The sequence below is a fragment of the Pantoea sp. MQR6 genome (genome assembly GCF_022761075.1).
In the GTDB taxonomy this organism is placed as follows: domain Bacteria; phylum Pseudomonadota; class Gammaproteobacteria; order Enterobacterales; family Enterobacteriaceae; genus Pantoea; species Pantoea phytostimulans.
Window position 1 is genome coordinate 1089956 of sequence record NZ_JAKYXB010000001.1, and the last position, 26059, is coordinate 1116014.

The 26059-nt window shown below is 51.7% G+C and carries 21 protein-coding genes; 13 read left to right on the forward strand and 8 right to left on the reverse strand.

The window, feature by feature from the left end:
* Nucleotides 1–167 precede the first annotated feature (167 nt).
* Nucleotides 168–1634, forward strand: coding sequence for an MDR family MFS transporter (locus tag MUG06_RS05060; protein WP_243077910.1), 1467 nt, complete (start codon nucleotides 168–170; stop codon nucleotides 1632–1634).
* Nucleotides 1635–1663: 29 nt separating this feature from the next.
* Here the strand turns inward: MUG06_RS05060 and MUG06_RS05065 are convergent, their stop codons facing one another.
* The gene (locus MUG06_RS05065) at nucleotides 1664–1960 is read right to left on the reverse strand and encodes a DUF1161 domain-containing protein (protein ID WP_243077911.1); all 297 of its coding nucleotides are present in this window, start codon (nucleotides 1958–1960) and stop codon (nucleotides 1664–1666) included.
* Nucleotides 1961–2011: 51 nt separating this feature from the next.
* Nucleotides 2012–2335 (reverse strand): DUF1283 family protein, encoded by a 324-nt coding sequence (locus tag MUG06_RS05070; protein ID WP_215846796.1) that lies wholly within the window; start codon nucleotides 2333–2335, stop codon nucleotides 2012–2014.
* Between the two features lie 131 nt (nucleotides 2336–2466).
* Here MUG06_RS05070 and MUG06_RS05075 point away from each other — a divergent pair, with 131 nt between their 5' ends.
* Nucleotides 2467–2793, forward strand: a complete 327-nt coding sequence (locus MUG06_RS05075; protein WP_215848277.1) for a YnfA family protein — start codon at nucleotides 2467–2469, stop codon at nucleotides 2791–2793.
* Between the two features lie 31 nt (nucleotides 2794–2824).
* Here the strand turns inward: MUG06_RS05075 and ydfG are convergent, their stop codons facing one another.
* On the reverse strand, nucleotides 2825–3571 hold the full coding sequence (ydfG, locus tag MUG06_RS05080; protein ID WP_215846797.1) for a bifunctional NADP-dependent 3-hydroxy acid dehydrogenase/3-hydroxypropionate dehydrogenase YdfG: 747 nt from the start codon (nucleotides 3569–3571) through the stop codon (nucleotides 2825–2827).
* A gap of 424 nt (nucleotides 3572–3995) precedes the next feature.
* Between ydfG and guaD the strand changes: the two genes are divergently transcribed.
* The 5 genes from guaD (at nucleotide 3996) to dcp (ending at nucleotide 12034) form a co-directional block, all read left to right on the forward strand.
* Nucleotides 3996–5324 carry a guanine deaminase gene (gene guaD / locus MUG06_RS05085; protein ID WP_243077912.1) on the forward strand — a complete coding sequence of 443 codons (1329 nt, stop codon included), beginning with the start codon at nucleotides 3996–3998 and terminating at the stop codon, nucleotides 5322–5324.
* Entirely contained in the window at nucleotides 5321–6763 is a 1443-nt protein-coding gene (gene xdhA, locus MUG06_RS05090; RefSeq protein ID WP_243077913.1) for a xanthine dehydrogenase small subunit, read from the forward strand. Before guaD ends, xdhA begins: the two co-directional genes overlap by 4 nt.
* Nucleotides 6753–9119, forward strand: a complete 2367-nt coding sequence (gene xdhB, locus MUG06_RS05095) for a xanthine dehydrogenase molybdopterin binding subunit (protein WP_243077914.1) — start codon at nucleotides 6753–6755, stop codon at nucleotides 9117–9119. Before xdhA ends, xdhB begins: the two co-directional genes overlap by 11 nt.
* Entirely contained in the window at nucleotides 9106–9885 is a 780-nt protein-coding gene (gene xdhC, locus MUG06_RS05100) for a xanthine dehydrogenase accessory protein XdhC (RefSeq protein ID WP_243077915.1), read from the forward strand. The genes xdhB and xdhC overlap by 14 nt, the downstream gene beginning before the upstream one ends.
* A gap of 106 nt (nucleotides 9886–9991) precedes the next feature.
* Entirely contained in the window at nucleotides 9992–12034 is a 2043-nt protein-coding gene (gene dcp / locus MUG06_RS05105) for a peptidyl-dipeptidase Dcp (protein WP_243077916.1), read from the forward strand.
* A 52-nt stretch (nucleotides 12035–12086) separates the two neighbouring features.
* Here dcp and hpxO read toward each other — a convergent pair whose 3' ends face one another.
* Nucleotides 12087–13244: an FAD-dependent urate hydroxylase HpxO gene (gene hpxO / locus MUG06_RS05110; protein WP_243077917.1), complete on the reverse strand. Its 1158-nt coding sequence runs from the start codon at nucleotides 13242–13244 to the stop codon at nucleotides 12087–12089.
* Between the two features lie 636 nt (nucleotides 13245–13880).
* Here hpxO and MUG06_RS05115 point away from each other — a divergent pair.
* The 3 genes from MUG06_RS05115 to ampC all read left to right on the forward strand — a co-directional run bounded on the left by MUG06_RS05115 (nucleotide 13881) and on the right by ampC (nucleotide 16564).
* Nucleotides 13881–15068 (forward strand): glycosyltransferase family 4 protein, encoded by a 1188-nt coding sequence (locus tag MUG06_RS05115; protein WP_279233956.1) that lies wholly within the window; start codon nucleotides 13881–13883, stop codon nucleotides 15066–15068.
* A gap of 67 nt (nucleotides 15069–15135) precedes the next feature.
* Complete coding sequence (locus MUG06_RS22840; RefSeq protein ID WP_332628022.1) at nucleotides 15136–15387, forward strand: hypothetical protein; 252 nt, start codon at nucleotides 15136–15138, stop codon at nucleotides 15385–15387.
* Nucleotides 15388–15418: 31 nt separating this feature from the next.
* The gene (gene ampC / locus MUG06_RS05120; RefSeq protein WP_243077919.1) at nucleotides 15419–16564 is read left to right on the forward strand and encodes a class C beta-lactamase; all 1146 of its coding nucleotides are present in this window, start codon (nucleotides 15419–15421) and stop codon (nucleotides 16562–16564) included.
* Between the two features lie 153 nt (nucleotides 16565–16717).
* Here the strand turns inward: ampC and MUG06_RS05125 are convergent, their stop codons facing one another.
* From MUG06_RS05125 to MUG06_RS05140, 4 genes are all read right to left on the reverse strand, one after another.
* A complete protein-coding gene (locus MUG06_RS05125; RefSeq protein WP_243077920.1) occupies nucleotides 16718–18553 on the reverse strand; it encodes a glycoside hydrolase family 15 protein in 1836 nt (611 codons plus the stop codon).
* Nucleotides 18554–18616: 63 nt separating this feature from the next.
* On the reverse strand, nucleotides 18617–19510 hold the full coding sequence (locus MUG06_RS05130; RefSeq protein ID WP_243077921.1) for an SDR family oxidoreductase: 894 nt from the start codon (nucleotides 19508–19510) through the stop codon (nucleotides 18617–18619).
* Between the two features lie 265 nt (nucleotides 19511–19775).
* The gene (locus tag MUG06_RS05135; RefSeq protein ID WP_243077922.1) at nucleotides 19776–20318 is read right to left on the reverse strand and encodes a cysteine hydrolase family protein; all 543 of its coding nucleotides are present in this window, start codon (nucleotides 20316–20318) and stop codon (nucleotides 19776–19778) included.
* Between the two features lie 85 nt (nucleotides 20319–20403).
* Nucleotides 20404–21438, reverse strand: coding sequence for a LacI family DNA-binding transcriptional regulator (locus MUG06_RS05140; protein ID WP_243077923.1), 1035 nt, complete (start codon nucleotides 21436–21438; stop codon nucleotides 20404–20406).
* Nucleotides 21439–21668: 230 nt separating this feature from the next.
* Between MUG06_RS05140 and MUG06_RS05145 the strand changes: the two genes are divergently transcribed.
* The 3 genes from MUG06_RS05145 (at nucleotide 21669) to MUG06_RS05155 (ending at nucleotide 26058) form a co-directional block, all read left to right on the forward strand.
* On the forward strand, nucleotides 21669–22697 hold the full coding sequence (locus tag MUG06_RS05145) for an ABC transporter substrate-binding protein (RefSeq protein WP_215846805.1): 1029 nt from the start codon (nucleotides 21669–21671) through the stop codon (nucleotides 22695–22697).
* Between the two features lie 80 nt (nucleotides 22698–22777).
* Nucleotides 22778–25006 carry an iron ABC transporter permease gene (locus tag MUG06_RS05150; protein WP_243077924.1) on the forward strand — a complete coding sequence of 743 codons (2229 nt, stop codon included), beginning with the start codon at nucleotides 22778–22780 and terminating at the stop codon, nucleotides 25004–25006.
* Nucleotides 25003–26058 (forward strand): ABC transporter ATP-binding protein, encoded by a 1056-nt coding sequence (locus MUG06_RS05155; protein WP_243077925.1) that lies wholly within the window; start codon nucleotides 25003–25005, stop codon nucleotides 26056–26058. Before MUG06_RS05150 ends, MUG06_RS05155 begins: the two co-directional genes overlap by 4 nt.
* Nucleotide 26059 lies beyond the last annotated feature (1 nt).

Sequence of the window (26059 nt, forward strand, 5' to 3'; positions counted from 1 at the left end):
CAGATAGAACACCTTGAAATGCGAGCTGATCCCGCGTAATTACTGACGATAGGCGACAATAAAAAAAATTCATCGACTTAACGTGACGCTGTCACACAACGAGCGCACTAAGAGGAAACCCTTTACGCCTTTTATGCGCTAGCCTTGCTGCATAAAAAAGGAGAGTTATGACTGAGAGCGCACAACTTCAAACGGGTCAGCGTCATTGGGTTTTGATTGCCTGCATGCTGGCGATGTTTATGGCGGCCATCGAGGTAACGATAGTTGCTACGGCTATGCCAACCATCATTGCTGAACTGGGCGGTTTTTCGCAGTTCGGCTGGGTTTTCTCTATCTATTTGCTCACGCAAGCCGTTAGCGTTCCTTTATATGGCCGACTCGCGGACATGTGGGGACGTAAAAAGATGCTGTTTATCGGCACCGCCATTTTTCTTATCGGCTCCATTTTATGTGGATTTGCCCACAGCATGACCTGGCTCATTCTGTTCCGTGCTTTTCAGGGTTTAGGGGCTGGAGCCATCATGCCGCTTAGCTCAACCATCGTCGCGGATATTTATTCTCCACGTGAACGCGCCAGCGTGCAGGGTTGGTTATCCAGCGTCTGGGGCGTGGCGGCGATTATTGGCCCGCTTACCGGTGCCTGGCTGGTTGAGCATTTCAGCTGGCCGGTGATTTTCTGGGTCAATCTCCCCATTGGGGTGATCAGCATGTTGATGCTGGCGCGCTGGCTTCCCGCTCATCAGCAAGATGAAAAGCCACAACCGCTTAATCTGGCAGGTAGCGCATGGTTGATGGTATGCGTAAGTGCCTTATTGATTGCACTGCTTCAGGCGGAGTTACTGCGGTATTGGCTGCTGCCTTTTGTTGCACTGTCACTTTTTGCTGGCTGGCAGCTCAAGCGGCATGAACAGCGGGCTGAAGCCCCTTTATTTCCGATAATTATCTGGCGTAGCCGACTGATTATTGCCGGTAATGCAGGCAATTTAATTATTGGCGCGGCGATGATGGGGATCAGCGCTTTTTTGCCCACCTGGATCCAGGGCATTACCGGCGGCACACCTTTAGCCGCAGGCAGTGCGCTGGCGATGATGTCGATAGGTTGGCCGCTGGCTAGCACGCTCAGTGGTCGATTAATGCTGCATACTTCCTACCGCTTTACCGCTCAGCTGGGCGCATTGCTGCTGATTGCCGGCAGTGCGTTGCTGTTGCTGCTGCAAACAGGCAGTTCAATTTATCAGTCTGGATTGACTGCGTTTGTGATTGGCACCGGGATGGGCATGACCAGCACAACCTTTTTGGTTTCGGTGCAGAATCATGCAGATTACGATATTCGCGGTATTTGCACCGCCTCGATCATGTTCAGTCGTATGATCGGCTCCGCAATTGGTACAGCTATAATGGGCGCGGTGCTGAATATCAACCTGGCGTGGCGATTACCGCATGCACAGGATCCGGTACAGCAAATCATGTCAGAAGAGACGCGCAAGGCCTTACCCGCCGACACATTGCATCAGATGGTGCAGGGCATTGCAGTGTCGTTGCATTGGGTATTTGTGGTTGCGTTGTTGATTGCAGCGTTGTCGCTGTGGGTAGCCTGGTTGATGCCGCGTCAGCGGCCAGAACATGCGGAGTAAAGCAAAGGGCGACGATGTCGCCCTGAATATTACTGCGCTGGCGAGTCTTGTGAGCTGCCTGCGCTGTCGGGCACGCTGGATTCATCGTCCCGGCTGGTTTTCTTATAAACGATTTTCTGTGTGTCATTTTCACAGTGACCGACTACCTGGCCGCCTGCTTGATCAACCTGATCATTAGCCACGATGTCTAACGTGAAGCCTGACTCAGGAACACCGTTTTGAATAATTTTCTGGGTGATATCCGCTTTCACCGATTCACATGAAGCCTGTGCCAGTATTGGCACGGCAAGTAACGCCGCTACCCACCATCCAGTCTGTTTCTTCATTACCTTCTCCTTATGTAACAGGTCCGTCATTACTATAGCAGCGGAATGTAATCAGGGTGCTATGGGACGACCAGAACGACGATCAAGGCAACGCAGGGTGTTCGGTTCCCAATATGCATTGAGATTCAGGCTCTGTTCGCACTTATCGCGGGTATCAAATGCGGTATCTGTCTTATCGAACTCTTTTTCCACCCGCGAATTAACTTTGTTACGCAGCATACGCGTGTCGTTCCATTGCTCTTTACTTTGACGCGCGGCTTCATTGCTCGCAGCGCTGCTGCCATCTTCAATAATCACCCGATTAGTGGTGGCGCTAACGCTAAATGCGGAAGCAGAAAGCAGAGCCACCATCAGGGCTGGAATCAATTTTTTCATGATATTTTCCTTCGGTTAACGCAGACAGTGCCCACAGTAACGGCTGTTGCCACGGATTTGCATAGTATATCATCGCCATTTCTTCGCTCACCAGCGATGAGCGTTTTGTTTACTGTTATGAGAGTAAAATGCTGATTAAAACCGCTCTGCTGTTTTTCATTACCGCACTGGCAGAAATTATTGGCTGTTTTTTGCCATGGCTATGGCTAAAAAAGGGCGCTTCGGTGTGGTTGTTGATTCCTGCGGCGGCGAGTCTGGCGCTGTTTGTCTGGTTGCTGACACTTCATCCGGCAGCCAGTGGGCGTGTTTATGCGGCCTACGGCGGCGTGTATGTTTTAACGGCGTTGCTGTGGCTGCGTGTAGTTGATGGCATAAAGCTGAGCGTGTGGGACTGGAGCGGCGCCGCCATTGCTTTTACAGGCATGCTGATCATTGTGATGGGTTGGGGACGCGCCTGAAAAGAGCCAGCCGCTGGGGCTGGCGATATTATTAGGGTTTATGCACTTTCAGACCCGCCAGCGTCTGGCTCACCGGCATCATTTCAAGGCTGTTGATGTTGACGTGTTTCGGCAGCGTTGCCACCCAATAAACCGCTTCGGTAACATCTTCAGGGGTCAATGCTTTTGCACCTTCGTAAACCTGGCCTGCTTTATCGTCGTCGCCCTTGAAGCGAACGTTCGAAAATTCTGTTCCGCCGACTAAACCTGGCTCAATATCCGTTACGCGCAGTGCGGTGCCATGTAAATCAGTGCGCAGATTAAGGCTAAATTGGCGCACAAAAGCTTTGGTCGCACCGTAAACATTGCCGCCTGCATAAGGCCAGCTGCCTGCAATCGAACCGATATTAATGACATGACCGACATTGCGTTCAACCATGTGCGGCAGCAGGGCGCGCGTCATGTAAACCAACCCTTTGGTGTTGGTATCAATCATGTTTTCCCAGTCTTCAACGTTGGCTTTATGTGCCGGTTCTATACCCAGCGCCAGCCCAGCGTTGTTCACCAGAATATCGATGTTGCGCCATTCTGCAGGTAATGCCGCCACGGCTTCATCAATCGCCGCACGATCACGCACATCAAGCTGTACCGTATAAAGGTTATCGCCCAGCTCATCTTTAAGTGCTTGTAGGCGCTCGGTGCGGCGTCCGCTGGCAATAACTTTGTGACCTGTCTCGATAAATCGGCGGGTGATACTTTGACCAAAACCGGCCGTCGCGCCGGTAACAAAAATAATCATCTCACTGTTCCTTATGCAATTTCAGGTTCGACGCATTCACCATACCATTTCGTTTTAGCTTGTGCCTGCCGAAATCTGGCCTGCGCTGTAAAGGGATTTTTCTGCCGCCGCGCTATGCGCTTATTTAGCGCACGACGCACTCAAAAAGTGCATCACGGTGGGGCGTTTTATGCGGGTAACCTCTTTTTTGTGTCTTTCTTTTTGATAAAACCCTAATAGCAAACGGTTGCTTTAATGAGCAACCGTTTGCGCACAGATCCAAGGTGGTTACATTTAGAAGTTACTGCCAAATCTTCATAAGCTATTGATATTTAAATGATATGCAAAACTCAATTATTGGCATGCCTCTTGCTAATCTTGTTTAAGGCCATTACCTGCATAATTAATGAGAAAGCCCGATGTTTTCTCACAAGAAGGAAATCTCATGCCTTTAACTAAAGATACGGCTATCCGCGCCAGTTTTTTCGATTTTGCTGCTATCGCGGAACAGCCAGAAGCCATTCTCGAGCACGCCCGTTACCTGGAAGATGGTGTGCTGCTGCTGCGTGAAGGGCGCGTGGTTGGTTTGCATGAATGGCAAAGCGTGAGCGAACAACTCAACACGCACGACATTATCGATATGCGCGGCAAGCTCATCATGCCGGGATTTGTCGATACGCATATTCATTACCCACAAACTGAAATGATTGGCGCGTTTGGCGAGCAGCTACTGGAATGGTTGAATCAATATACGTTTCCGGTGGAAGCGCAATATCACTGTCCCGATCATGCGGCGCAGATGTCCGCGTTTTTCCTTCATCAGCTGCTGGCTAACGGCACCACCAGCGCGCTGGTCTTTGGCACGGTACATCCTCAATCAGTGGATGCACTGTTTAGCGAGGCTGAAGCGCTGGATATGCGCATTATTGCCGGCAAAGTGATGATGGATCGCAATGCACCTGATTATCTGACGGAAACGCCCGAAGAGAGTTATCAGCAAACGCGAGCGCTGATCACGCGCTGGCATGAGCGGGGCCGCTTGAGTTACGCCTTAACACCACGCTTTGCGCCGACCTCATCGCCCGCTTTGCTTGAGAAGGTCCAGCAGCTGCGCGAAGAATTTCCCGATACCTGGTTGCATACCCATTTAAGTGAAAACCCGCAAGAAATCGCCTGGGTAAAAGCGCTGTTCCCGGAGCGCGCAGGTTATCTGGATGTTTATCATCACTATAAATTAACTGGCCGCCGCAGCGTCTTTGCTCACTGTATTCATCTTGAAGAGAGAGAGTGGCAATGCCTGCACGATACCGATTCTTCCATTGCTTTTTGCCCCACCTCAAATCTGTTTCTCGGCAGCGGCCTGTTCAATATCAAACGCAGCTGGCAGCAGGGCGTTAAAGTGGGCATTGGCACTGACGTCGGCGCAGGCACGACCTTTAATATGCTGCAAACGCTGGGTGAGGCTTACAAAGTCGGCCAGCTACAGCAATACAAAATCAGCGCCGCTGAAGCCTTTTATCACGCGACGTTGGGTGGTGCGCATGCGCTGGATCTCGACCACGCCATCGGCAATTTTAATCCGGGCAAAGAGGCGGATTTTGTGGTGCTCGATCCTGCCGTATCCGCGCTGCAAACCTTACGCATCGGCAACAGTAAAGATATCTGGGAAAAGTTGTTCGTGTTAATGACGCTGGGCGACGACCGCAATATCGCGCAAACCTGGGTAAATGGTCGTCCGGTTTGGCATCGTGACGCCGGGGAGAAAGCCGCATGATCCAGTTTCTGCTTAATAATCAGTTGGTCACTGAAACCGAAATCGACCCGAATCTCACGGTACTGAATTATCTTCGCACTCGCCAACGGCGCACAGGCACCAAAGAAGGCTGCGCCTCTGGCGATTGCGGAGCTTGCAGCGTGACATTAGGTAAAGCTGTTGCAGGAAAAATGCAGTACGAAACCGTTAACAGCTGCCTGACGCTGGTCAGTACATTACAGGGTAAGCAGCTCATTACCGTGGAAGATCTTAAACAAGGTAGCCAGTTACATCCTGCCCAGCAGGCGATGGTGGATTGTCACGGTTCACAATGCGGGTTTTGTACCCCGGGATTTGTCATGTCACTGTTTAGCTTGCAAAAACAGGCTAACGGTTGGGATCGCCATCAGGCAGAAACCGCGCTGGCAGGCAATTTGTGTCGCTGCACCGGCTACCGCCCGATTATGGATGCTGCCGAACAGCTTTGCTCGCAACCCAGTAGTGATAAGTTTGACCAGACAGCCACGCAGGTGGTGCAGCGTCTTGAGGGATTGACACACGATCAGATGCAGGAGCTGAGCGGCAACGGACATCGCTGTTTTCTGCCAAAAACGGTGCAGCAGCTGGCGCAAATTTACCTCGAGCATCCCAACGCGAAACTGGTGGCAGGCGGCACCGATCTCGCGCTAACCCTTACTCAGCACTATAAACCGCTGCCAACGCTCATTGCGTTGGAGCACATCGACGCATTAAAAACTTGCAGTGAAACTGACGAAACGTGGCTGCTGGGAGCAGGCGCTGCACTAAACACCATCAGCGCATTTTTAACTGAACGTATTCCTGGCGTCAGCGAAATGCTGCAACGCTTTGCTTCACTGCAAATTCGTTCTCAGGGGACGCTTGGCGGCAATATCGCGAACGCTTCACCGATTGGTGATGCCTCGCCGATGCTGCTGGCGCTGAATGCGTCATTGCTTTTACAGCAGGGCGAAACGCAGCGCAGCGTTAAGCTTGATGATTTTTTCACGGGCTATCGCCAAACGCTGCTTGCTGAAGGGGAGTTCATCCGTGCGATAAGTATCCCTAAAGTGACAGTGTCACCTGATTTCGTCGCGTGGAAAGTTTCTAAAAGGCTGGATGATGATATCTCTGCAGTGTTCGCGGCGTTTAATATTTGGGTTGAAAATGGCGTAGTGCGCAATGCCAGTATTGCGTTTGGTGGTATGGCGGCAACACCAAAACGTGCCAGCGCCTGCGAACACGCATTAACAGGCCAGCCTTTAAATGCGACAACGCTGGCGCAAGCTTGTGCTGCGCTTGCCGATGATTTCCAGCCGCTAAGTGATTTCCGCGCCAGTGCAGATTATCGCTTGCAGGTAGCCCGCAATTTACTGCGTCGTTATTACCATCGTTACAATGGCGATGTGACCATTACGGAGGTAAGCCGCTATGTCTCATAATCGTCCCGCGCTTTCAGAAGATGTCATCAAGGCGCAATTCGCCGCAGAGATCCAGAGTGGCGTAGGCCGCAGCAATAAACATGAAAGCGCTGAAAAACATGTTTCTGGCGAAGCGATCTACATTGATGACAAACCTGAACTGCCAGGCCTGCTGCATTTGTGCCCGCGGCTGAGCGAACATGCTCATGCTCGTATTACACGTATAGATGTTCAGCCGTGTTACGCCATTCCTGGGGTGATCAGCGTATTGACCTGGCAAGATGTGCCGGGCATTAACGATGTCGGGCCGCTGGAACCGGGCGATCCGCTGTTGGCTCATGAAAAAGTGGAGTATCTCGGTCAAATCATTATCGCCGTCGCGGCGGAAACAGCTGAAGCCGCTCGTCTGGGGGCGGAAGCCGCCATTATCGACTATGAAGTGCTGGAGCCGCTGTTGGATGTTGAGCAAGCTCTGGCGCTGGGCAGTTTTGTGCAGGAACCCCATATCCACCAGCGAGGCGATGCAGAAGCTGCTTTAGCGCGTGCGCCGCACCGTATCAAAGGGCAATTCCATATTGGCGGTCAGGAGCATTTCTATCTGGAAACCCAGACGGCGATGGTAATCCCGGGCGAGGACAGCTCGCTGCAAGTCTTCTCTTCTACGCAAAACCCAACGGAAGTGCAGAAGCTGGTAGCGGAAGTCATGGGCATTACCATGAATAAAGTCACCATTGATATGCGTCGTATGGGCGGTGGTTTCGGTGGTAAAGAGACGCAGGCGGCGGGCGTGGCGTGTTTATGCGCAGTAGCAGCACGGCAAACCGGCCGCGCGGTGAAAATGCGCCTGGCGCGCAGTGACGACATGCGCATTACCGGTAAGCGGCATCCTTTCTTTGTTCGCTACGATGTTGGCGTGGATGATGATGGACGTTTTTGTGGGGTTAAAATTGATCTTGCCGGAAACTGCGGTTATTCACTGGATCTCAGTGGATCCATCGTCGATCGTGCAATGTTCCACGCCGATAACGCCTATTACCTCGGTGATGCACTGATTACCGGCTATCGCTGCCGTACCAATACGGCTTCTAACACGGCTTATCGGGGTTTTGGCGGTCCGCAGGGCATGGTAGCGATAGAACAAATCATGGATCACGTGGCGCGGCAGCGTGGGTTGGATCCTTTGGATCTTCGCAAGCGCAACTATTACGGCAAGACCGAACGTAACATCACGCATTATCACCAGCAGGTCGAAGATAACTTGCTGGATGAAATGACCGAACAGCTGGAACGCAGCAGCGAATATCAGGCACGTCGCGCAGAGATCACTGAATTCAATGCCAAAAGTCCGTTTTTAAAACGTGGCCTGGCGCTGACGCCGGTTAAGTTCGGCATCTCTTTTACCTCCAGCTTTCTTAATCAGGCTGGTGCACTGATTTTGATCTATACCGACGGTACGGTGCAGCTTAACCACGGTGGCACTGAAATGGGCCAGGGGCTTAACACCAAAGTGGCGCAAATTGTGGCTGAAGTGCTGCAAATCGACGTTGATCGCATTCAAATTACCGCCACCGATACCGGCAAGGTGCCAAACACATCGCCGACTGCCGCTTCCAGCGGCACCGATCTCAATGGCAAAGCAGCACAGAATGCGGCAGAGATTTTGCGCGGCAGGCTAACTGAAATGCTGTGTAAGCTGCATTCGTGCGATGCAAGTGACATTGGTTTCCGCAACGGCATTGTGCGGGCCGGTAATAAGCATTACACCTTTGCCGAAGTGGCGCAGCTGGCGTGGTTTAATCAGGTGCCGCTCTCAGCAAACGGCTATTACCGCGTACCGGGCATTCATTACGATCGGCTCGCGGGCCGTGGCAAGCCGTTTTATTACTTTGCTTACGGCGCAGCCTGTTGCGAGGTGGTGATCGATACCTTAACCGGCGAATATCGCCTGCTGCGCGCCGATATTCTGCATGACGTTGGTGCATCCTTGAATCCGGCGATAGACATAGGTCAGGTGGAAGGTGGATTTGTTCAGGGTGTAGGCTGGTTGACCTGCGAAGAGCTGGTGTGGAATGCCAAAGGCAAATTGCTGACTGACGGCCCCGCGAGCTATAAGATCCCGGCAATCAGTGACGTACCGCCTGATATGCGCGTCACTTTGGTCGAAAACCGCAAAAATCCACAGGACACTGTTTTCCATTCCAAAGCCGTGGGTGAGCCGCCGTTCATGCTTGGCATTGCCGCGTGGTGTGCTTTGCAAGATGCCGTGGCCAGCGTTGATGATTATCGTCAACATCCCATGCTGGATGCGCCCGCTACGCCAGAACGTGTCTTCTGGGGCGCGCAGCGGTTAGCAGGAGCCTGCGATGATTTATCATGACTGGATAACCGTGCTACACGCGCTACGCGAAAAACGGCAAAGCTGCGTATTGATTACCGTCTTGAGTGAGCGCGGCTCGGTGCCGCGCGACAGCGGCAGCAAAATGGTGGTCACGCCACACGAAACGTATTTGACCATTGGTGGCGGTCATCTGGAATTTCAGTGCATCGCGCAGGCCCGTGAAATGCTACACAGCGGCCAGACAGCGCCGCGCAGTGAAGATTTCTCTCTTGGCGCACGTTTAGGCCAGTGTTGTGGCGGCATGACCACCATTTTGTTTGAGCCGTTGTTACAGGCGCAACCGATGATTCAGGTTTATGGCGCAGGTCATGTCGGGCAAGCGCTGGTGACGTTGCTGTCTACGTTACCCTGTCACATAAGCTGGATTGATAGCCGTGCAGCGCAGTTCACTTCTGTGCCTGCGGGCGTGACGGTGGTTCAGCCTGAAGATCCGCTGGATTGCGTGGCGCAGGCGGCACCCGACACCTATTTCGTGGTCATGACGCATCATCATCCGCTGGATCTGGCGTTAACCGAGGCCATATTAAAGCGCGGTGATTTCCGCTATGTCGGTCTCATTGGATCTCAAACAAAATCTCAGCGTTTTCGTTACCGTCTGGAAGGCAAAGGCATTTCTGCCGACCAACTGGCGCAACTGCGCTGCCCGGTTGGTCTGCCTGATGTCAAAGGCAAATTGCCCGCAGAGATTGCCGTGGCCATTGCGGGTGAAATCATCACTGTTTATCAGCAGCACAGGCTTAATTAGCCGCAAATTTCTTATCAGTAGAAAATTGTCTACGTTGTTCAAGCAACAACAACCTGTCAGGATGCTGTTTGCGATGATGTGTTGTATTGGCCCTCCAGGAGCGACTATGAACGCCCGACAAAACCCTTTCTTTAGCGTCAGCGATTTACCGTATCAGGCACCGCCCTTTGATCAGATCGAGCTGCACGATTTTTTACCTGCTATGCAAGCCGGTATTGAAGAGAAGCGCCAGGAAGTATTGGCGATAGCCAACAATAAAGATGAGCCAACCTTTCTGAATACCTACGAAGCGCTGGAACGGAGCGGCCAGTTTTTAAGCCGCGTCAATTTAGTGTTTGGTGCGATGACCGCGGCGCATACCAACGATTATTTGCAACAGATCGATGAAGAGATCGCGCCGCAACTCACTGCGCTGAATGATGAAATTATGCTGAACCGTCCGCTGTTTGCTCGACTCGATGCGGTTTATCAACAGCGTGCCAAACTGGATGCCGAATCCAGGCGTTTGGTTGAAGTCACCTGGCAGCACTTTCAGCTGGCGGGGGCTAATCTGCCGGAAGCACAGAAGCACACGCTTAAAGCGCTGAATCAGGAAGCCGCCAAACTTAGCACGCAATTCACCAACAAATTATTGGCCGCAACCAAAGCGGGCGGTTTAGTGATTAACGATCTTCAGCAGCTTGACGGTTTAGGTGCTGCCGACCTCGCTGTGGCGCAAGCGGCAGCCAAAGCGCGCGGTCTGGAAAATGCCTGGCTGCTGGTGTTGCAAAACACCACGCAGCAACCCGCTTTGCAGAGCCTGAAACAGCGCGATACGCGTCATGCCCTGTTCCAGGCTGCGTGGACGCGCAGCGAAAAGGGCGATGAAAACGATACGCGTGAAGGGGTGTTGCGTTTGGCGCAGGTCCGTGCAGAACAGGCAAGGCTGCTCGGTTTTGCCAGCTATGCAGCCTGGCAATTGCAGGATCAGATGGCGAAAACCCCGGATGCGGCCTTTGCCTTTATGCGTAATATCGTGCCGGCTGCGCGTGCCCGAGCCGAACGCGAAGCCGCTGCGATTCAACAGACAATTGATCAGCAACAGGCTGATTTTACGCTTAGCGCCTGGGACTGGAGTTTCTACGCTGAGCAAGTGCGTCATGCGCAATACGATCTGGATGAGAGCCAGATAAAACCCTACTTTGAGCTCAACAATGTGCTGGAAAAAGGGGTGTTCTGGGCAGCGACGCAGCTGTTTGGCATCACTTTTTCTGAGCGTCACGACTTGCCTGTTTATCACCCTGACGTGCGGGTTTATGAAATTTTTGATGCAGATAACCAGCCAATGGCGCTGTTTTACACCGATTTCTTCAAGCGTGACAGCAAAGGGGGTGGCGCGTGGATGAGCAATTTCGTCAATCAATCGACGTTGCTCGATAGCAAGCCGGTGATTTACAACGTCTGCAACTACACCAAACCGCCCGCTGGCGAACCGGCGCTACTGAGCTGGGACGAAGTTATCACGCTGTTCCATGAATTTGGTCACACGCTGCACGGCTTATTTGCAACCCAGCGTTATCCGAGCCTCTCTGGCACCGCCACGCCGCGTGACTTCGTCGAGTTCCCTTCACAAATTAATGAACACTGGGCCAGCGAAACCGCGGTTTTCCGCAATTTTGCGCGTCACTATCAAACCGGCGAAGCGATGCCCGCCGAACTGCATGAGAAAATCGTACGTGCTGAGAAGTTCAACAAAGGGTATGACATGAGTGAATTACTGGCAGCCGCGCTGCTGGATTTGCACTGGCATAGCCTGAACGGCAGCAATAGCCCAAAATCAGTTGATGGTTTTGAACAGCAGGCGCTGCAAAGCGATAATCTGGCGCTCGCCGCCGTACCCCCGCGCTATCGCTCCAGCTACTTTCAACATATTTGGGGAGGAGGGTATGCGGCAGGTTATTACGCTTATATCTGGACGCAAATGCTCGCTGACGATGGCTTCCAATGGTTTGTCGAGAATGGCGGGTTAAATCGCGAAAATGGGCAGATATTCCGTGAAAAAATCCTGTCTCGCGGCAACAGCAGTGATCTGAAAAAACTGTATGAAAGCTGGCGTGGCGGCGAACCGCAGATTGAACCGATGTTAAAAAATCGCGGTTTAGCTGAGTAAGGCAAGGGCGGTCGGCTTTCGAGCCAATCGCCCTTTATCGATGACCCCGTGATTAACCGAATGGACCGCCTTCGATGGTTTCACACATGCCCGCTAATACGCGTTCACCCGTCTCTTTTTTCAGCGATTGATACCATTCAGCCGTCACGACCGGATCTTTGCCGTGCGTGACATCGCAACGCTTACGCGCTTTCAGCACTAAATCCTTTACTCGCTCAACGCGCCGCGACTGATAGCGCAGCAATGCATCTTCTATACCCAGCGAGTGTGATGCCAGCGTTGAAGCAAGGACAATGGCATCTTCCATAGCTGCACAACCGCCCTGGCCAATGTCGGGAGTGGTGCTGTGTGCCGCATCTCCTAACAGCGCCACCCGACCTTTAACGAAACTGCTAAAAGGTTCGATATCATGAATTTCAACCCGATTGGTGGTCTCTGGATTAATCGTCGCGATCAGCCTCTGTACCGGTTCAGCCCAGCCGCTGAAATAACCTCGCAAATCATCTTTAAGGGTAGTGCGATCTTCGGGTAAGCCTTTCGGTAATGGCACATCAAAGAAGAAGTAGAAGCGGTTACCGCTAACAGGCATCAGTGAAACACGTTTGCCTTCACCGACAAAAGTGGTCCACTGATCGGCTGGCGCAATGGATTCATCAATTTCAACTAAACCATTCCAGTTAACATAGCCGGCGTAACGCCGTTCTGGCGCCTGCTCGACGACATATTGGCGGATCACGGAATGCGTACCATCAGCAGCAATCAGGAAATCTCCGCTTACCTGGCTGTTATCGTCAAAGGTCGCAATGACGCCATTTTCGCTCTGCTCAACCTGAATAACGCGTTTACCAAAGTTAATGCGCGTGCGCCCATAAGTATCAATCAGCATTGCTTGCAGTTCTGCGCGTGCAACCGGGTAAGGGTATTCACCAACCTGTTGCACCAGCGGCGACATGCTAAAGCGCGTTAGCGTGGTGCCTGAAGCGAAATCGTTATAGGCCATATAAGCCATATTTCCACCCAGCGCCCGCAGCGCCTCTTTCATCCCTAAGGCATTTAAACACTTCACGCCATTTGGCCAGATGGAAATTGCCGCGCCTACCGGTTTTATCTCTTTGACCGCTTCATAGACTGCCGTTTCATAACCCGCTTTTTCCAGTGCAATCGCGGTACTCATTCCGCCGATACCGCCACCAATCACAATCGCTTTCATATTTCTCTCCTGTCATCTGAAGATATCTTTGCAACTTTTGTACCAATGCCGAGAACGCCGTATCCGTAAAAATTAAACTTAATAAAATGAGTAAGATAATGGCAAATTTAAATTGATGAGACACGCTGATGCACGTTTAAGAGGCACTGATTTGCTCTAATATGGTGCACTTAAAATCATTAAACGCGCTGTTTGCACCTTTTGTTTCATCAAAGTGGCGCGAGAAAAGCAAAACCGCTGAAACGTTAGTTAAATAATCTGTATGTAATTTTGATATTTTCCGGCGCGATAATTAATCTGTTTAAAAATAATCATTAGATCAAGGCCGGCCTGCGAGTTAACTTAACGTAATGAGGATTTATTCATCACTGCGTTAATAGCGGTAAGAATAAATAAAGGGCATTAATCAATTTAATTAATCAAGCAGTTACTGATTGTTTTTATGAATGATCGGGACTTATTTTCTGCGGGATATCTTAAATTAACTCAAGAAAGCGACTTTGTTATTAAATTGTGAATGATTAATCTTTTTAGATGTTTTTCTTTGGTGGGGTTTTTTAAGAAGTTCCGTAGGTTCTCGCTTTCTCGTCTCATGATATATATCAACGTAGGAAACACTGGCCTCGGAAGAAAATGATGAAAATAGGCATAACCAATAACCAATATCCGGAGCGGCGTAATATTATTGTTAACCCGGATAACACATATCTAAATCTAAAAAAGCACAATCTCTTTTACTTCCTCAATCCTTTTCGCACGCGCATTCTTCAAAAGAATAAAACTTTTGTGTTTTTACCGCTTCCCTTATTGGCACGACAGCAGCCAGATATTTTGCACTTATTCAATGAGGTCGCGATAACCCGACGAAAATGGTTAGCGACTTTTGAAACCGAATTACCCCGCGTGTTGCCTGTCGCAGGGGTCGCTAAACAAGATAACCCTGAGCTAAAGCGTTTGATCCCCCACGTATTAAAAGACAACTGCTTCGGATTAATCGCTATTTCAGAGGCCACGCTGAACATTCAGATGAAGCTCTTTCAACATAAACCTGATATTGCAAAGCGTATGCGAGCCAAGACGGTGGTGCTTCATCCACCACAAAAACTGTTTTGCCAACAAAAAATGCCACGTTCCCCAGGGAAATTGCGCCTGGTTTTTGCGGGCGGTGAGTTTTATCGCAAGGGCGGTGCTGAAGTCGTACTGGCAATAACGCAATTGCTGGATGAGAAAAAGATTGATGAGTCACAATTAGAGGTGCAGTTAATTGGTGATCTCACTAAGCGCCATAACATTGCGCATCGGCAATATCAGGACAATGAAGAGTTTTATCGCAGTATTGAAAACCGTATACAGCGCTATCGCTGTTTTAAACATCAAACCCGCATGGATAATGCCGCGCTAATGGCGCTGTTTCGCCACAGTGATGTCGGTTTGCTGCCCACCTGGCAAGAGACTTACGGCTTTTCCGTGCTGGAAATGCAATCCAGTGGCTGTCCGGTAATAACCAGTAATGTGCGCGCTTTACCTGAAATTAACCCACCTGGCGCGGGCTGGTGTATTGGTGGGGCCTTAAATGATGACCGTGAATACAGTATCTCCAGCGTCACTGAAAAAGACCACCTGCGTCAGGCATTGATTAATGCCTTAAAACGCACGCTGATGGATATTATTGAAGATCCCACCATCGCCCATGAAAAAGGTGAGGGCGGCATTACACGTATCAGAGAGCAACATTGTCCGCTGCGTTATATTCACCAACTCAACGATATTTATCACCGTGGCGTAGCAGAATTTGTGCGTCATCCGCCGATGATCTCAATTTGATAAGATTTCTCTGACGTGACGTTGTGCATTGACCATACTTAATGCAGCGTTCATCTGGAGAACCATCATGAAATCTATCCTAAGCCTTAGCCTGCTGCTGTGCGCATTTCTGTTCAGCAGCGCCTTCGCTCAAACCGCCGCTATGTTTCCTTCTCGTGCGCCTCTTGCCCAACTCACACCCATTGCGGCTAAATGTGACGTTTCAGCCTGTCAAACCAACTGCTATGTAGAACGTTCACAATGTAATACCCGGAATAACAGCTCCTGCAGTTCACAGGCACAAATATGCGTGCAATCATGTGCATCTCAATGCAAATAATTTGATTCAGTGAAGAAACGAATAATCGCTAATGAAAAAGCTGCTCTCTTTGGTCTTACTTTTCTCTCTTTCGCCCTGCAGTGTTGTCGCCTCACCCGATTTGACGTCACAGCAGGTCACTCTGTTGGTCCAACAAACCATCGAACCGCTGCTGAAGCAACAGGCGATCCCTGGCATGTCGGTAGCGGTGCTTTATAAAGGCCGCGCGCAGTACATTAATTTTGGTTTGGCCGATGTTGAATCAGGCCGAGCGGTCACGGAAAACACCATTTTTGAATTAGGATCCGTGAGCAAAACCTTTACGGGTGTGTTGGCCAGCGTGTTGATACGCAACGGCGATCTGCGTCTTACTGAGCCAGTGAAAAAATACTGGCCGGAACTTTCAGGGGCGCAATGGCAAAACATCAGAATGTTGCATCTCGCGACCTATACAGCTGGCGGATTGCCTTTGCAGCTTCCTGATACTGTTACCGATCAGGCTTCGCTGCTGAGCTATTACCAAAACTGGCAGCCACAAGCGGCACCGGGCACGATTCGCCAGTACTCCAACGCCAGTATTGGCTTGTTTGGTTACTTGATGACCAAAGGCCGCTTCGAAGAAGCAATGATCAAAAGTGTGTTTCAGCCTCTGCGTTTGACGCGAACCTTCTTCACCGTACCGAAAACCATGATGTTTGATTACGCATGGGGCTACAAAAATGGCCAGCCGATACGCGTTTCACCCGGCATGCTCGACGCCGAAGCCTATGGGATAAAATCGTCGGCACGCGATATGCTCACCTTTATGCAGGCGAATGCCAATCCCAACGGCTTATCATCCGGTAATACGCTGCTGCGAAACGCCATCATGACATCACAGTCACGCTACTTTGAAACCGGTTTAATGTTCCAGGGTTTGGGATGGGAAATTTATAACTGGCCGGTTGCTATGCAAACGTTGGTGGATGCCAGCGACAACAACGTGGCGTTATCAGCACAACCAACAAAAATGGTAACGCCTGCGGGACCGACCGATCGCGCTTCATGGGTTCATAAAACGGGTGCCACCAACGGATTTGGGGCTTACATCGCTTTTATTCCAGCACGCAACACCGGCATTGTGATGCTCGCTAATAAAAATTACCCCAATCAAGAACGCATTAAAGCGGCATTTCACATTCTGGAAGCGCTGCAGTAAAAGAAACGCCAGCCCACTTAACGCGGCTGGCGAGTCGTTGCATTGCATTTTGTTGGAGGCGGCTTTCTCACAGAGTGGAAGACACATCATGCGCGATTTGCAGCGCGCGGCACGCTTCACCCACTCAGTGAAATCACCGAGCATGTAACCCGGTCATTCTGACTGCGTCTGCTCTTTTTGATGTTCAGTAATCGCCTGCGCTGCACAAATTAATGCCAGATGACTCAATCCTTGCGGCATGTTGCCGCGCCAGCTATTGCTGCGGACATCAAACATCTCATTAAAAATATCAACATTACCGTGTTGGTTTAGCGCAGCCAGAATGTCGGTCATCGTCTCTTTTGCTAATTCAATTTCACCCAGCGCAGCCCAGGCTTCAGCCAGCCAAAATGAGCAAGCGAGAAAAGTACTCTCCTCTTTTTCTACACCGCTGTAGCGATAGAGCATGGCGGTATCATGGCCTAACTCTTTTTTGATTGCGCAGTAAGAGGACAGCATACGTTCAGGATTGACCGTGTTGCCGTAGTGATGCATCAACCCCAGCGAGGCATCGAGACGATCTTCACAGCCTACGTAAAACAGGTAAGCCTGTTTCTTCTCCGACCAACAATGCGTTTCTATCCAGTCGCTAATGCGATCACGCTCGCGCCGCCAACGCTCAACCCAGGTAGGTTCGATGTATTTCCTCTCTGCCATGGCGACAGCCTGATCAAGCGCCAGCCAGCACGCCATTTTCGAGTGGGTATAATGCTGCTTTTCTGGTAACTCCCAGATACCGGCATCCTTCTGACGCCAATTATCGGCACAGCAGTTAGCCAGTTCGCCCAGCATGCGCGATGTAGTGAGATCCAAAACGTGTCCCGCTTTGATGAACAGCCGGGCCGTTCCCAACATGTCGCCGTACATACTTAACTGGAGTTGATCGCGCGCATTATTCCCCACGCGAACCGGCAGTGAATCCTGATATCCCGCTAATTCGGGATAGCGTTCTTCAGGCACAATATCGCCTTCAAGCGTATAACAGGCACGTAATCTCACCCCATGACGAATAATGGTTTTCGACAGCCAGGAAAATGCGGCTTTACAATCTTCGAGCGCACCCAGATAGACAAACGCTTTAATGATCAGGCAAGCATCACGTACCCATGCAAAGCGATAATCATAATTTTTTTCGCCGCCGATGCCTTCAGGGAGGGACGTGGTCGCCGCCGCAGCTAACGCCCCCGTCGGGGAGTACCAGAGAAATTTCAGCGACAGGGCGGAGCGTTTTACTAATTGCGGAAAACTGCCGTCATAACTCAGGCTTTCAACCCAGTCGCGCCAGGCGATATCGCTGGTATCGATGCGGTTATCGATTGCCGAAAGTTCAGGCACCGCTAGCGGTTCATTTTCACTGATTAACAGTGCGCAGAGTGAGCTTGAGCCAGGTGAGGTGCGCAGTTTCCCGGTGAGTTTTTCATCATCTAAATGATCAATATCGATATCTTCGCTGGTACGCACCATCGCCAACACATTGGCAATGTGAAAAACCTTGCCCTGATCACTTTCTGCAATCCACGGCGAGCGGGTTTCAGCCGCTGTACCAAAGCGCAGACGAACAATCAGTTCGACATGGCCTTCAACACCTTCTATGCGCCGTGCCAGCTCGCTCCAGGGCAGGCGACCTGCCAGCGTGCTGTTAATCGATTCGGTGAGCAGTACGCTGCCCGCATCGGTTTCAAAGCGCGTTTCTAAAACGTTACTGTTTTCACGATACTGGCGCGATACGCGATAAGGTGCGTTAGGAACGATTTGAAAATAGCCGCCGATGTTAGGATCGAGCAGGCGGTCAAACAGTGGAGTGGAATCCAGATTGGGCGCGCTCCACCAGTCTATTGAACCGTCGGGCGCTATTAGCGCCACTGAGCGTCCTTCACCAATGGCGGCATAATCGCCCAGGCCGGCAAAGCCATTGTCTCGGGTTGGAGAGTCGAAAATCTGGTTTTCCATAATCATCCTGGTATACGAAAAACAGAAAAATGGCCGCATGATGCGGCCACATTGGGCGTTTAATTACAGTGTGCCGGTACCGCCATCGGTGCACCAGACTTGTCCTGAAGTGTAGCTGGATTCCGTTGAGGCCAGCGTGACATACAGTGGGGCGATCTCAGCCGGTTGACCCGGGCGGCCCAGTGGCGCTGACGCACCAAACTGTTTAATTTTTTCTTGCGGCTGACCACCGCTGGTTTGCAATGGCGTCCAGAAAGGTCCCGGTGCCACAGCATTTACGCGAATGCCTTCCTCGCCAAGCTGCTGCGCAAGGGATTTAGTGAACGCCACGATACAGGCTTTAGTTTGTGCATAATCCAGCAAAATTTCGCTGGGTTTAAATGCCTGAACAGAAGAGGTGTTAATAATACTGGCACCGCGCGGTAAATAATCCACTGCCGCTTTCGTGATCCAAAACATCGCATAGACGTTGGTTTTAAACGTAGCGTCAAAATCTTCTGTACTTAACGTACGAATGGATTCATTAAACTGCTGGCGACCCGCGTTATTGACCAAAATATCCAGGCCACCTAATTGTTCTACCGCGTCTTTAACCAGTTTCTGGCAAAAATCTTCACTACGAATATCCCCAGGAATAGCGATAGCTTTACGGCCTTCCGCCTGAATCAGCTTAATCACTTCAGCTGCATCAGATTCCTCAGCAGGTAAATAGTTGATCGCCACATCCGCACCTTCTCGTGCATAGGCAATCGCTACGGCGCGACCAATACCCGAATCACCGCCCGTGATCAGCGCTTTACGGCCGGTAAGGCGTCCAGTGCCGCGATAGCTGGTTTCGCCATGGTCGGGAACCGGTACCATTTTGCTGGCTAAACCCGGTACATCTTGTGATTGTTCTTCAAAGGGTGGTTTTGGATATTCGTTCAAATCGAGGGTTTTATTGGTTGGCGTTGTCATATCTGGCTCCTTGAACTTTGCTATCTGAGAATATAAGCCTGGCACAAAGGTGATATTTGTCACATCCAACAGGCGACTATTTAGGCAGTTAGCTAAATTTGATAACGTAACGAAATGAGACTATTTAAATAAGCGGAGCGACTATTTGCAATTGAGGTAGGGCAATAAGGGGTTATTTCAATAAGAAAGGATATTGCAAGAAAAAGTATAACCAAATATGAATGGTGCATTTATTTTAGAGGGCGGTTTACCCTCTATTTGGTTATTAAAAAATATAGGTTTTAGTCAAACAGGTTTTAACAAAGGGCCCCGATAACGTGTCATTGTGGTGGGCAATAATCGCCTCGGCAGGAATGACTTTAGAATCGGTCGTGGTGTGCGCATCGGCGATCAGCACCACGCTGTATCCGGCATCTGCGGCAGCCCGACAGGTCGTATCAACGCAAAATTGGGTTTTCATGCCAACAATAACCAGTTCATTGATGTCGCGCGCTTTGAGTTTTTGATGCAAACCGGTATCCCGGAAGCAGTTGGGGAAGCGCTTGATAAACACCTCATCTGTATTGGGTTCAACCTGTAGCTCCTCAATCAGATGGGTAATCGGATTGTCAGGATCAAAAGGGGAACCGGCGGGCCCGGTATGCCTGGCGGCAAATACTGGTGCACCCGCAGCCCGCGCTTTTGCGATCAACTGATTGATGTTCGCCAGCACTTCAGTGCTATTGAAAGGATCTTCGCTGCCGTAAAACAGCGCATTTTGCATATCAATAATCAGCAACGCTTTGGAACAAAAGGGGGAAGATTCCATCTCTACTCTCCGTTAATGCCTTCTGGGCCGGCGTTCTCACCCCAACCAGAACAGGCGGGGCTTGCGGTTTTGCCTGGTTTTTTATTCAACCGCCACGTACTGAACCGCGCCATTTCACCTCTGCTTCATACATCCGGCTATCACTTTGCTGTTCCGATCGCAGTAGAAGGGTGTGATCCAGCTGTTCAGCGTCAATCAGCCACTGCACCGCATCGCGGGCAAAGCGCTCCACAGGCTGCGCAAAGGTGGTGAGGTTATAGGATGACCAGCCCGCCTGCGTGATGTTGTCATAGCCGACTATGCATAAATCTTCGGGGATTCTCAACGAGAAGCGATGGCGTGCTTCATCCATAAAACCACAAGCAATGAGATCGGTAACGCAGAAAACCGCATCCGGACGATTGTCGCGGGTCAGCAACCGATGCGCCAGGATCTGGCCGCTTTCATAAGAGGTCGTCCCAAAGCGTTCTACTGTGACCGGTAAGTTTGCTTTGTCTGCTGCGGCAAGGAAATCCTTTTCACGCTTCATCAGGCTGGGCGTTCCCGCCAGGGAATTAGCAAAAGCCAGGTGACGACATCCGGCGCGTAAAAAAGCCATCACTGCCATCTCAGCCGCAGAGCGTGAATCGAGATTAATACTCAACGAACCCGGCAGCGATTCATCTCGATTGATCAGCACCAAATGTTGTCCATGCTTTGAACAGAGACGGGTAATGGCGCTGTCGGGCATGCCGGAAAGAATAATCGAGGCATCAGCGCGAAAATTAATTGCCTGCTGCAACGCGGCAGAAACGCTGTCATCAGAGCGATCGGTATTAATTAACATGGCAATTTTGCCCGCTTCCTGCAGAAACTGGGTTAGCCAGCGCACCAGATTGGCACGATAGGGCGTATCAACCTCAGACGCGATCAAACAAACGATGCCGCTTCGATTGCGCACCAGCCCGCGCGCCAGATGATTGACGTGATACCCCAACTCCTCGGCGGCCTTCAAAACACGGGCGCGGGTCGCTTCAGAAACGCTGGCACCGGGTGTGTAGGTGCGCGAAACGGCGGAGCGAGAAACGCCCGCGCGTTCCGCGACGTCCTGCGCGCTCACTACCCATTTGTCATTGTTCATCAACACATTTCCACCCGCAAAAGACTCGCCTGTTTAACGATGCAATAAGTCTGCCTCAGATTGCAAAGCTGTGCAAAAAACAATTTCACCATAATGTTTAATATTTGTGACATCGCCTAACAATTGCACAACAAGCGGATTGACAGCGTGTTACCGCTTCTCTACTAATTTGCACACACGTGCAAAAAAAGGTGCCAGTGAAGCGCCACCCTACACATCAGGAGAACATCATGCGTTATTCATCGCTCGCCGCCGTTCTGGTTTTAAGTAGCTCGACGCTGTCCTTTTCTGCCTATGCAGCCGGTAATCTCAATATGATTTGCTCCGCAGACGTGGTGGTTTGTGAGCAGATGACACGCATCTTCAGCCAGTCACATCCCGATATAAAAGTCAGTATGGTCAGGCTTTCAGCCGGTGAAGCCTATGCGCGTATCCGTAGCGAAGCTCGCAACCCGAGAACCGATATTTGGTGGGCGGGCACCGGCGATCCCCATATGCAGGCCGCAGAAGAGGGGTTGTCGCAGCCTTATAAGTCACCGTTATTAGACCAGCAGCAGGATTGGGCAAAAAAACAGGCGGAGATTTCAAATTATCGCACCGTGGGCATTTATGCGGGCGCGTTAGGCTGGGGCTATAACACCAAATTATTGGCCGATAAAAAGCTTAAAGAGCCGAAGTGCTGGGCCGATCTGCTCGACCCCGCGTTCAAAGGCGAAATTCAGATTGCTAACCCGAACTCATCCGGCACCGCTTACAACACCCTGGCGACGCTGGTGCAGATCATGGGTGAAGACAAGGCGTTCGATTACCTGAAAAAGCTCAACGCCAATATTTCGCAATATACCAAGTCAGGTTCTGCGCCGGTAAAAGCGGCGGCACGTGGCGAAACGACGATTGGTATTGTGTTTATGCATGATGCGGTGGCGATGCAGGTTGATGGGTTCCCGATTAAATCTGTCGCGCCCTGTGAAGGCACCGGTTATGAGATTGGCTCAATGTCGATCATCAAAGGCGCGCGTAATCTCGCCAGCGCCAAAATCTGGTATGACTGGGCACTCAGCGCCGAGGCGCAATCACACATGAAAGAGGCAAAATCTTTCCAGCTACCGTCTAATCGCAGTGCTGAAATCTCGGAATACGCACCACGTTTTGAAAACATCAAGCTGATCGATTACGACTTCAAAACCTACGGTGATTCAGCGAAGCGCAAAGCGCTGTTAGGACGCTGGGATAAAGAGATTGGATCCAGCGCACAGTAATGCTCCGGTGTGACACGCCGAACACTGAACAGCGGTGGCCTGAGCCTGATTTCCGCTTCCTTACAGGGTCGAGGTAATTCATGAATGCGTATAATCGCCGCTTAAGCGGCGTACTGATCGCGGGCGCTATCGCGCTGACGTTGCTGCCGTGGTATAGCCTTGAAAATGGTTTTTTCGATGGCGGCTGGCTAACAACGTTATGGGGCGATGCTGCCAGCGCGCCCGCGCTATGGCAGATTGTTACGTTTGAACATCCGTGGCTGGCTATCGCAACCGGGCTATTTTTACTTTGCGGAGCCAGTTGCCTGTTGCCTTCAGGTCAGACGCGAAGTTTGCTGTTGCTGGGTTTGAGCGCAGTCGGCGTCGCTTATCTGGTTGTCGAGGGACACGTGATCGGTTACAGCGGCTGGAACTGGCTCTGGCTGGAAAATCTGCTTGGCCCGCTGGCGCAAGGCCAACCCGCAATGGGCGCAGGCGCGCTGCTGCTGCTGACCGTTTTTTTGCTTATTTTCTCGTTTGCGCTGGCTGAGCGTGGCGTACTGCGGGGCGATGCATTTGTCGTGGCATCCATTGTTTTGCTGGTGGCGCTGGTCACGACCTTTGTGCTGTATCCCGTGCTGAGCCTGTTTGTGGCCTCGGTGCAGGATATTGACGGCAGCTTTAAACCCGATGGCCTGATCAACAATATGCAAGATCCCTCAATCTGGAGCTTGTCATGTCTGGCTGGTGGCACCTGCGGCACCGCCTGGCGCACCTTGTGGCTGGCTCTGATGACCGCCAGCGGATCCACGTTGCTGGGATTGGCCTTTGCGCTGGCGGCCACGCGTACGCCGCTGCCGTGTAAAAAAGCGCTGCGCATGCTGACCATTCTGCCCATCATCACGCCGCCATTTGTGATTGGTCTGGCGTTGATTCTGTTATTTGGCCGTTCGGGCGTCGTCACTGCGCATCTCGCCACGCTGTTTGGTATTGAACCCGGCCGCTGGTTATATGGCTTAACCGGTATCTGGATTGCGCAGGTGCTCTCCTTTACCCCCATCGCTTTTCTGGTACTGATTGGGGTGGTGGAGGGCGTCAGTCCTTCTCTGGAGGAAGCATCACAAACCTTACGCGCTAATCGTTGGCGCACCTTCAGCCGGGTTTCGCTGCCGCTGATGGCGCCGGGTCTGGCAAATGCCTTCTTAATTAGCTTTATCGAAAGCATGGCGGACTTTGGTAATCCAATGGTGTTGGGTGGCAGTCACGGCGTGCTTTCAACCGAGATTTTCTTCTCGGTTGTCGGTGCACAAAATGATCCGAGCCGCGCGGCGGTACTGGCGATGATTCTGCTGGGCTTCACGCTGGCGGCATTCCTGATCCAGCGCCTGTGGCTGTCTGGCAAAAGCTTTGCCACCGTGACCGGCAAAGGTGATGGCGGCACACACGGTAAATTGCCCGCACCGGTACGTTACAGCGTGTATGGCCTGGTGATCCCTTGGGGCATTTTCACCCTGGTGATTTACGGCATGATCCTGATCGGCGGGTTCGTGCAATCCTGGGGGCTCAATAATAATCTCACTCTCGATCACTATATTCACGCCTTCAGCGTCAGCGTCAGTGATGGCAGCCTGATATGGAGCGGCGTGGCGTGGAACTCGTTCTGGACCACGCTGGAGATCGCCTTGATTGCTGCGCCGCTCACCGCCATTGTTGGCCTGCTTACCGCCTGGCTGATTGTACGGCAGAAATTTGCGGGGCGGCAGACGTTTGAATTCATGTTGATGTTGAGCTTCGCCATCCCCGGCACCGTTATCGGCGTCAGCTACGTCATGGCCTACAACTTGCCGCCGCTGGAAATCACCGGCACCGCGATGATCCTGATTGCCTGCTTCGTCTTCCGCAATATGCCGGTCGGCGTGCGTGGTGGCATTGCGGCCATGAGCCAGCTCGATAAAAGTCTTGATGAAGCCTCATTAACCCTGGGTGCCAACAGTTTCCGCACCTTACGTAAAGTGGTGCTGCCGCTGCTCAAACCGGCAATCAGCGCGGCGCTGGTGTATGCCTTCGTGCGCGCCATCACCTCCATCAGTGCCGTGATTTTTCTGGTCAGCGCCCAATACAACATGGCGACGTCTTACATCGTCGGGCTGGTTGAAAACGGTGAGTATGGCGTCGCCATTGCTTATTCATCCGTGTTGATTGTGGTGATGTTAGTCATTATCGGCGCGTTTCAGCTGCTGGTGGGCGAACGCCGCTTACGTCGCAGCACCCGCAGTGTGGACGTTCCCACGCCGCCCCCTTCGGTATTAACTCAGGAGCGAATCGTATGATCTCACCCGGATCGGTTGTTTTTGAACATGTCTCCAAACGCTTCGCCGGATTCACCGCGCTACCCGATCTCTCCTTAACGGTTGAGCCGGGTACGCTGGTCACGTTGCTGGGGCCTTCCGGCTGTGGGAAAACCACCACGTTGCGGCTGCTGGCCGGGCTGGAGCATCCCACCTCGGGCCGCATTTTGATTGGGGGTAAAGATGTTACGCAGTTGCCGGCCAACGAAAGGGATGTGGCGATGGTGTTTCAATCCTATGCGCTGTTTCCGCATATGAACGCCTTAGACAATGTCATGTACGGGCTGCTTTCCTCTGGGCTCACCAAGCGGGAAGCGCAGGATCGGGCGCGTGAAGGGTTGAAGCTGGTTGGGCTGGAGCATCAGGGAGAGCGGCTGCCCTCGGAGTTATCCGGTGGGCAACAGCAGCGTATCGCGGTGGCGCGAGCGTTGGTGCTGGAGCCGCAGGTGCTGTTACTGGATGAACCCTTATCAAACCTGGATGAACGGTTAAGAAGGCGAGTACGTACCGATATTCGTGATCTGCAACAGCGGCTGGGATTTACCGCTGTGTATGTGACGCACGATCAGGAAGAGGCGCTGGCGGTTTCTGACAAGATTATTGTCATGAAAGAGGGGAATATTGCTCAGCAGGGCGCGCCGGAAACGCTTTATCACTCGCCCAGCTCGGTCTTCATCGCTGACTTTATGGGAGAAGCTAACATTGTGCCCTGTGAAGTCGAACAGCTGGAAGGCAGCGAGGCGCTGGTCAGGATTGGCAGCCAGCAATATCGCATACGTGGAGAAGGCGCGCAGAAAGGTGCTGCGCAGCTGGCGGTGCGGCCGCAATTTATTACGTTACGCGGTGAAGGTACGGGCGCATTAAAAGGCGAAATTACCCATAGCACCTGGCTTGGCAATCACATTGAATATGAAGTGCAAACCGAACTGGGTTCGCTGTTTATCGTCGATTCAATGATGGAGCAACGGCTGGCGTTATCGACCCGCGTTGCCGTGGATTTTAAACCGCAGGGTTTGGCCCTGATCGCGCGTTAAC

Excerpts from the sequence above, each read along its gene's own strand:
- MUG06_RS05060 (WP_243077910.1), top strand. The coding sequence starts at position 168 with ATGACTGAGAGCGCACAACTTCAAACGGGTCAGCGTCATTGGGTTTTG.
- MUG06_RS05065 (WP_243077911.1), bottom strand. The coding sequence starts at position 1,960 with ATGAAGAAACAGACTGGATGGTGGGTAGCGGCGTTACTTGCCGTGCCA.
- MUG06_RS05070 (WP_215846796.1), bottom strand. The coding sequence starts at position 2,335 with ATGAAAAAATTGATTCCAGCCCTGATGGTGGCTCTGCTTTCTGCTTCC.
- ydfG (WP_215846797.1), bottom strand. The coding sequence starts at position 3,571 with ATGATTATTTTTGTTACCGGCGCGACGGCCGGTTTTGGTCAAAGTATC.
- guaD (WP_243077912.1), top strand. The coding sequence starts at position 3,996 with ATGCCTTTAACTAAAGATACGGCTATCCGCGCCAGTTTTTTCGATTTT.
- xdhA (WP_243077913.1), top strand. The coding sequence starts at position 5,321 with ATGATCCAGTTTCTGCTTAATAATCAGTTGGTCACTGAAACCGAAATC.
- xdhB (WP_243077914.1), top strand. The coding sequence starts at position 6,753 with ATGTCTCATAATCGTCCCGCGCTTTCAGAAGATGTCATCAAGGCGCAA.
- xdhC (WP_243077915.1), top strand. The coding sequence starts at position 9,106 with ATGATTTATCATGACTGGATAACCGTGCTACACGCGCTACGCGAAAAA.
- dcp (WP_243077916.1), top strand. The coding sequence starts at position 9,992 with ATGAACGCCCGACAAAACCCTTTCTTTAGCGTCAGCGATTTACCGTAT.
- hpxO (WP_243077917.1), bottom strand. The coding sequence starts at position 13,244 with ATGAAAGCGATTGTGATTGGTGGCGGTATCGGCGGAATGAGTACCGCG.
- MUG06_RS05115 (WP_279233956.1), top strand. The coding sequence starts at position 13,881 with ATGAAAATAGGCATAACCAATAACCAATATCCGGAGCGGCGTAATATT.
- MUG06_RS22840 (WP_332628022.1), top strand. The coding sequence starts at position 15,136 with ATGAAATCTATCCTAAGCCTTAGCCTGCTGCTGTGCGCATTTCTGTTC.
- ampC (WP_243077919.1), top strand. The coding sequence starts at position 15,419 with ATGAAAAAGCTGCTCTCTTTGGTCTTACTTTTCTCTCTTTCGCCCTGC.
- MUG06_RS05125 (WP_243077920.1), bottom strand. The coding sequence starts at position 18,553 with ATGGAAAACCAGATTTTCGACTCTCCAACCCGAGACAATGGCTTTGCC.
- MUG06_RS05130 (WP_243077921.1), bottom strand. The coding sequence starts at position 19,510 with ATGACAACGCCAACCAATAAAACCCTCGATTTGAACGAATATCCAAAA.
- MUG06_RS05135 (WP_243077922.1), bottom strand. The coding sequence starts at position 20,318 with ATGGAATCTTCCCCCTTTTGTTCCAAAGCGTTGCTGATTATTGATATG.
- MUG06_RS05140 (WP_243077923.1), bottom strand. The coding sequence starts at position 21,438 with ATGAACAATGACAAATGGGTAGTGAGCGCGCAGGACGTCGCGGAACGC.
- MUG06_RS05145 (WP_215846805.1), top strand. The coding sequence starts at position 21,669 with ATGCGTTATTCATCGCTCGCCGCCGTTCTGGTTTTAAGTAGCTCGACG.
- MUG06_RS05150 (WP_243077924.1), top strand. The coding sequence starts at position 22,778 with ATGAATGCGTATAATCGCCGCTTAAGCGGCGTACTGATCGCGGGCGCT.
- MUG06_RS05155 (WP_243077925.1), top strand. The coding sequence starts at position 25,003 with ATGATCTCACCCGGATCGGTTGTTTTTGAACATGTCTCCAAACGCTTC.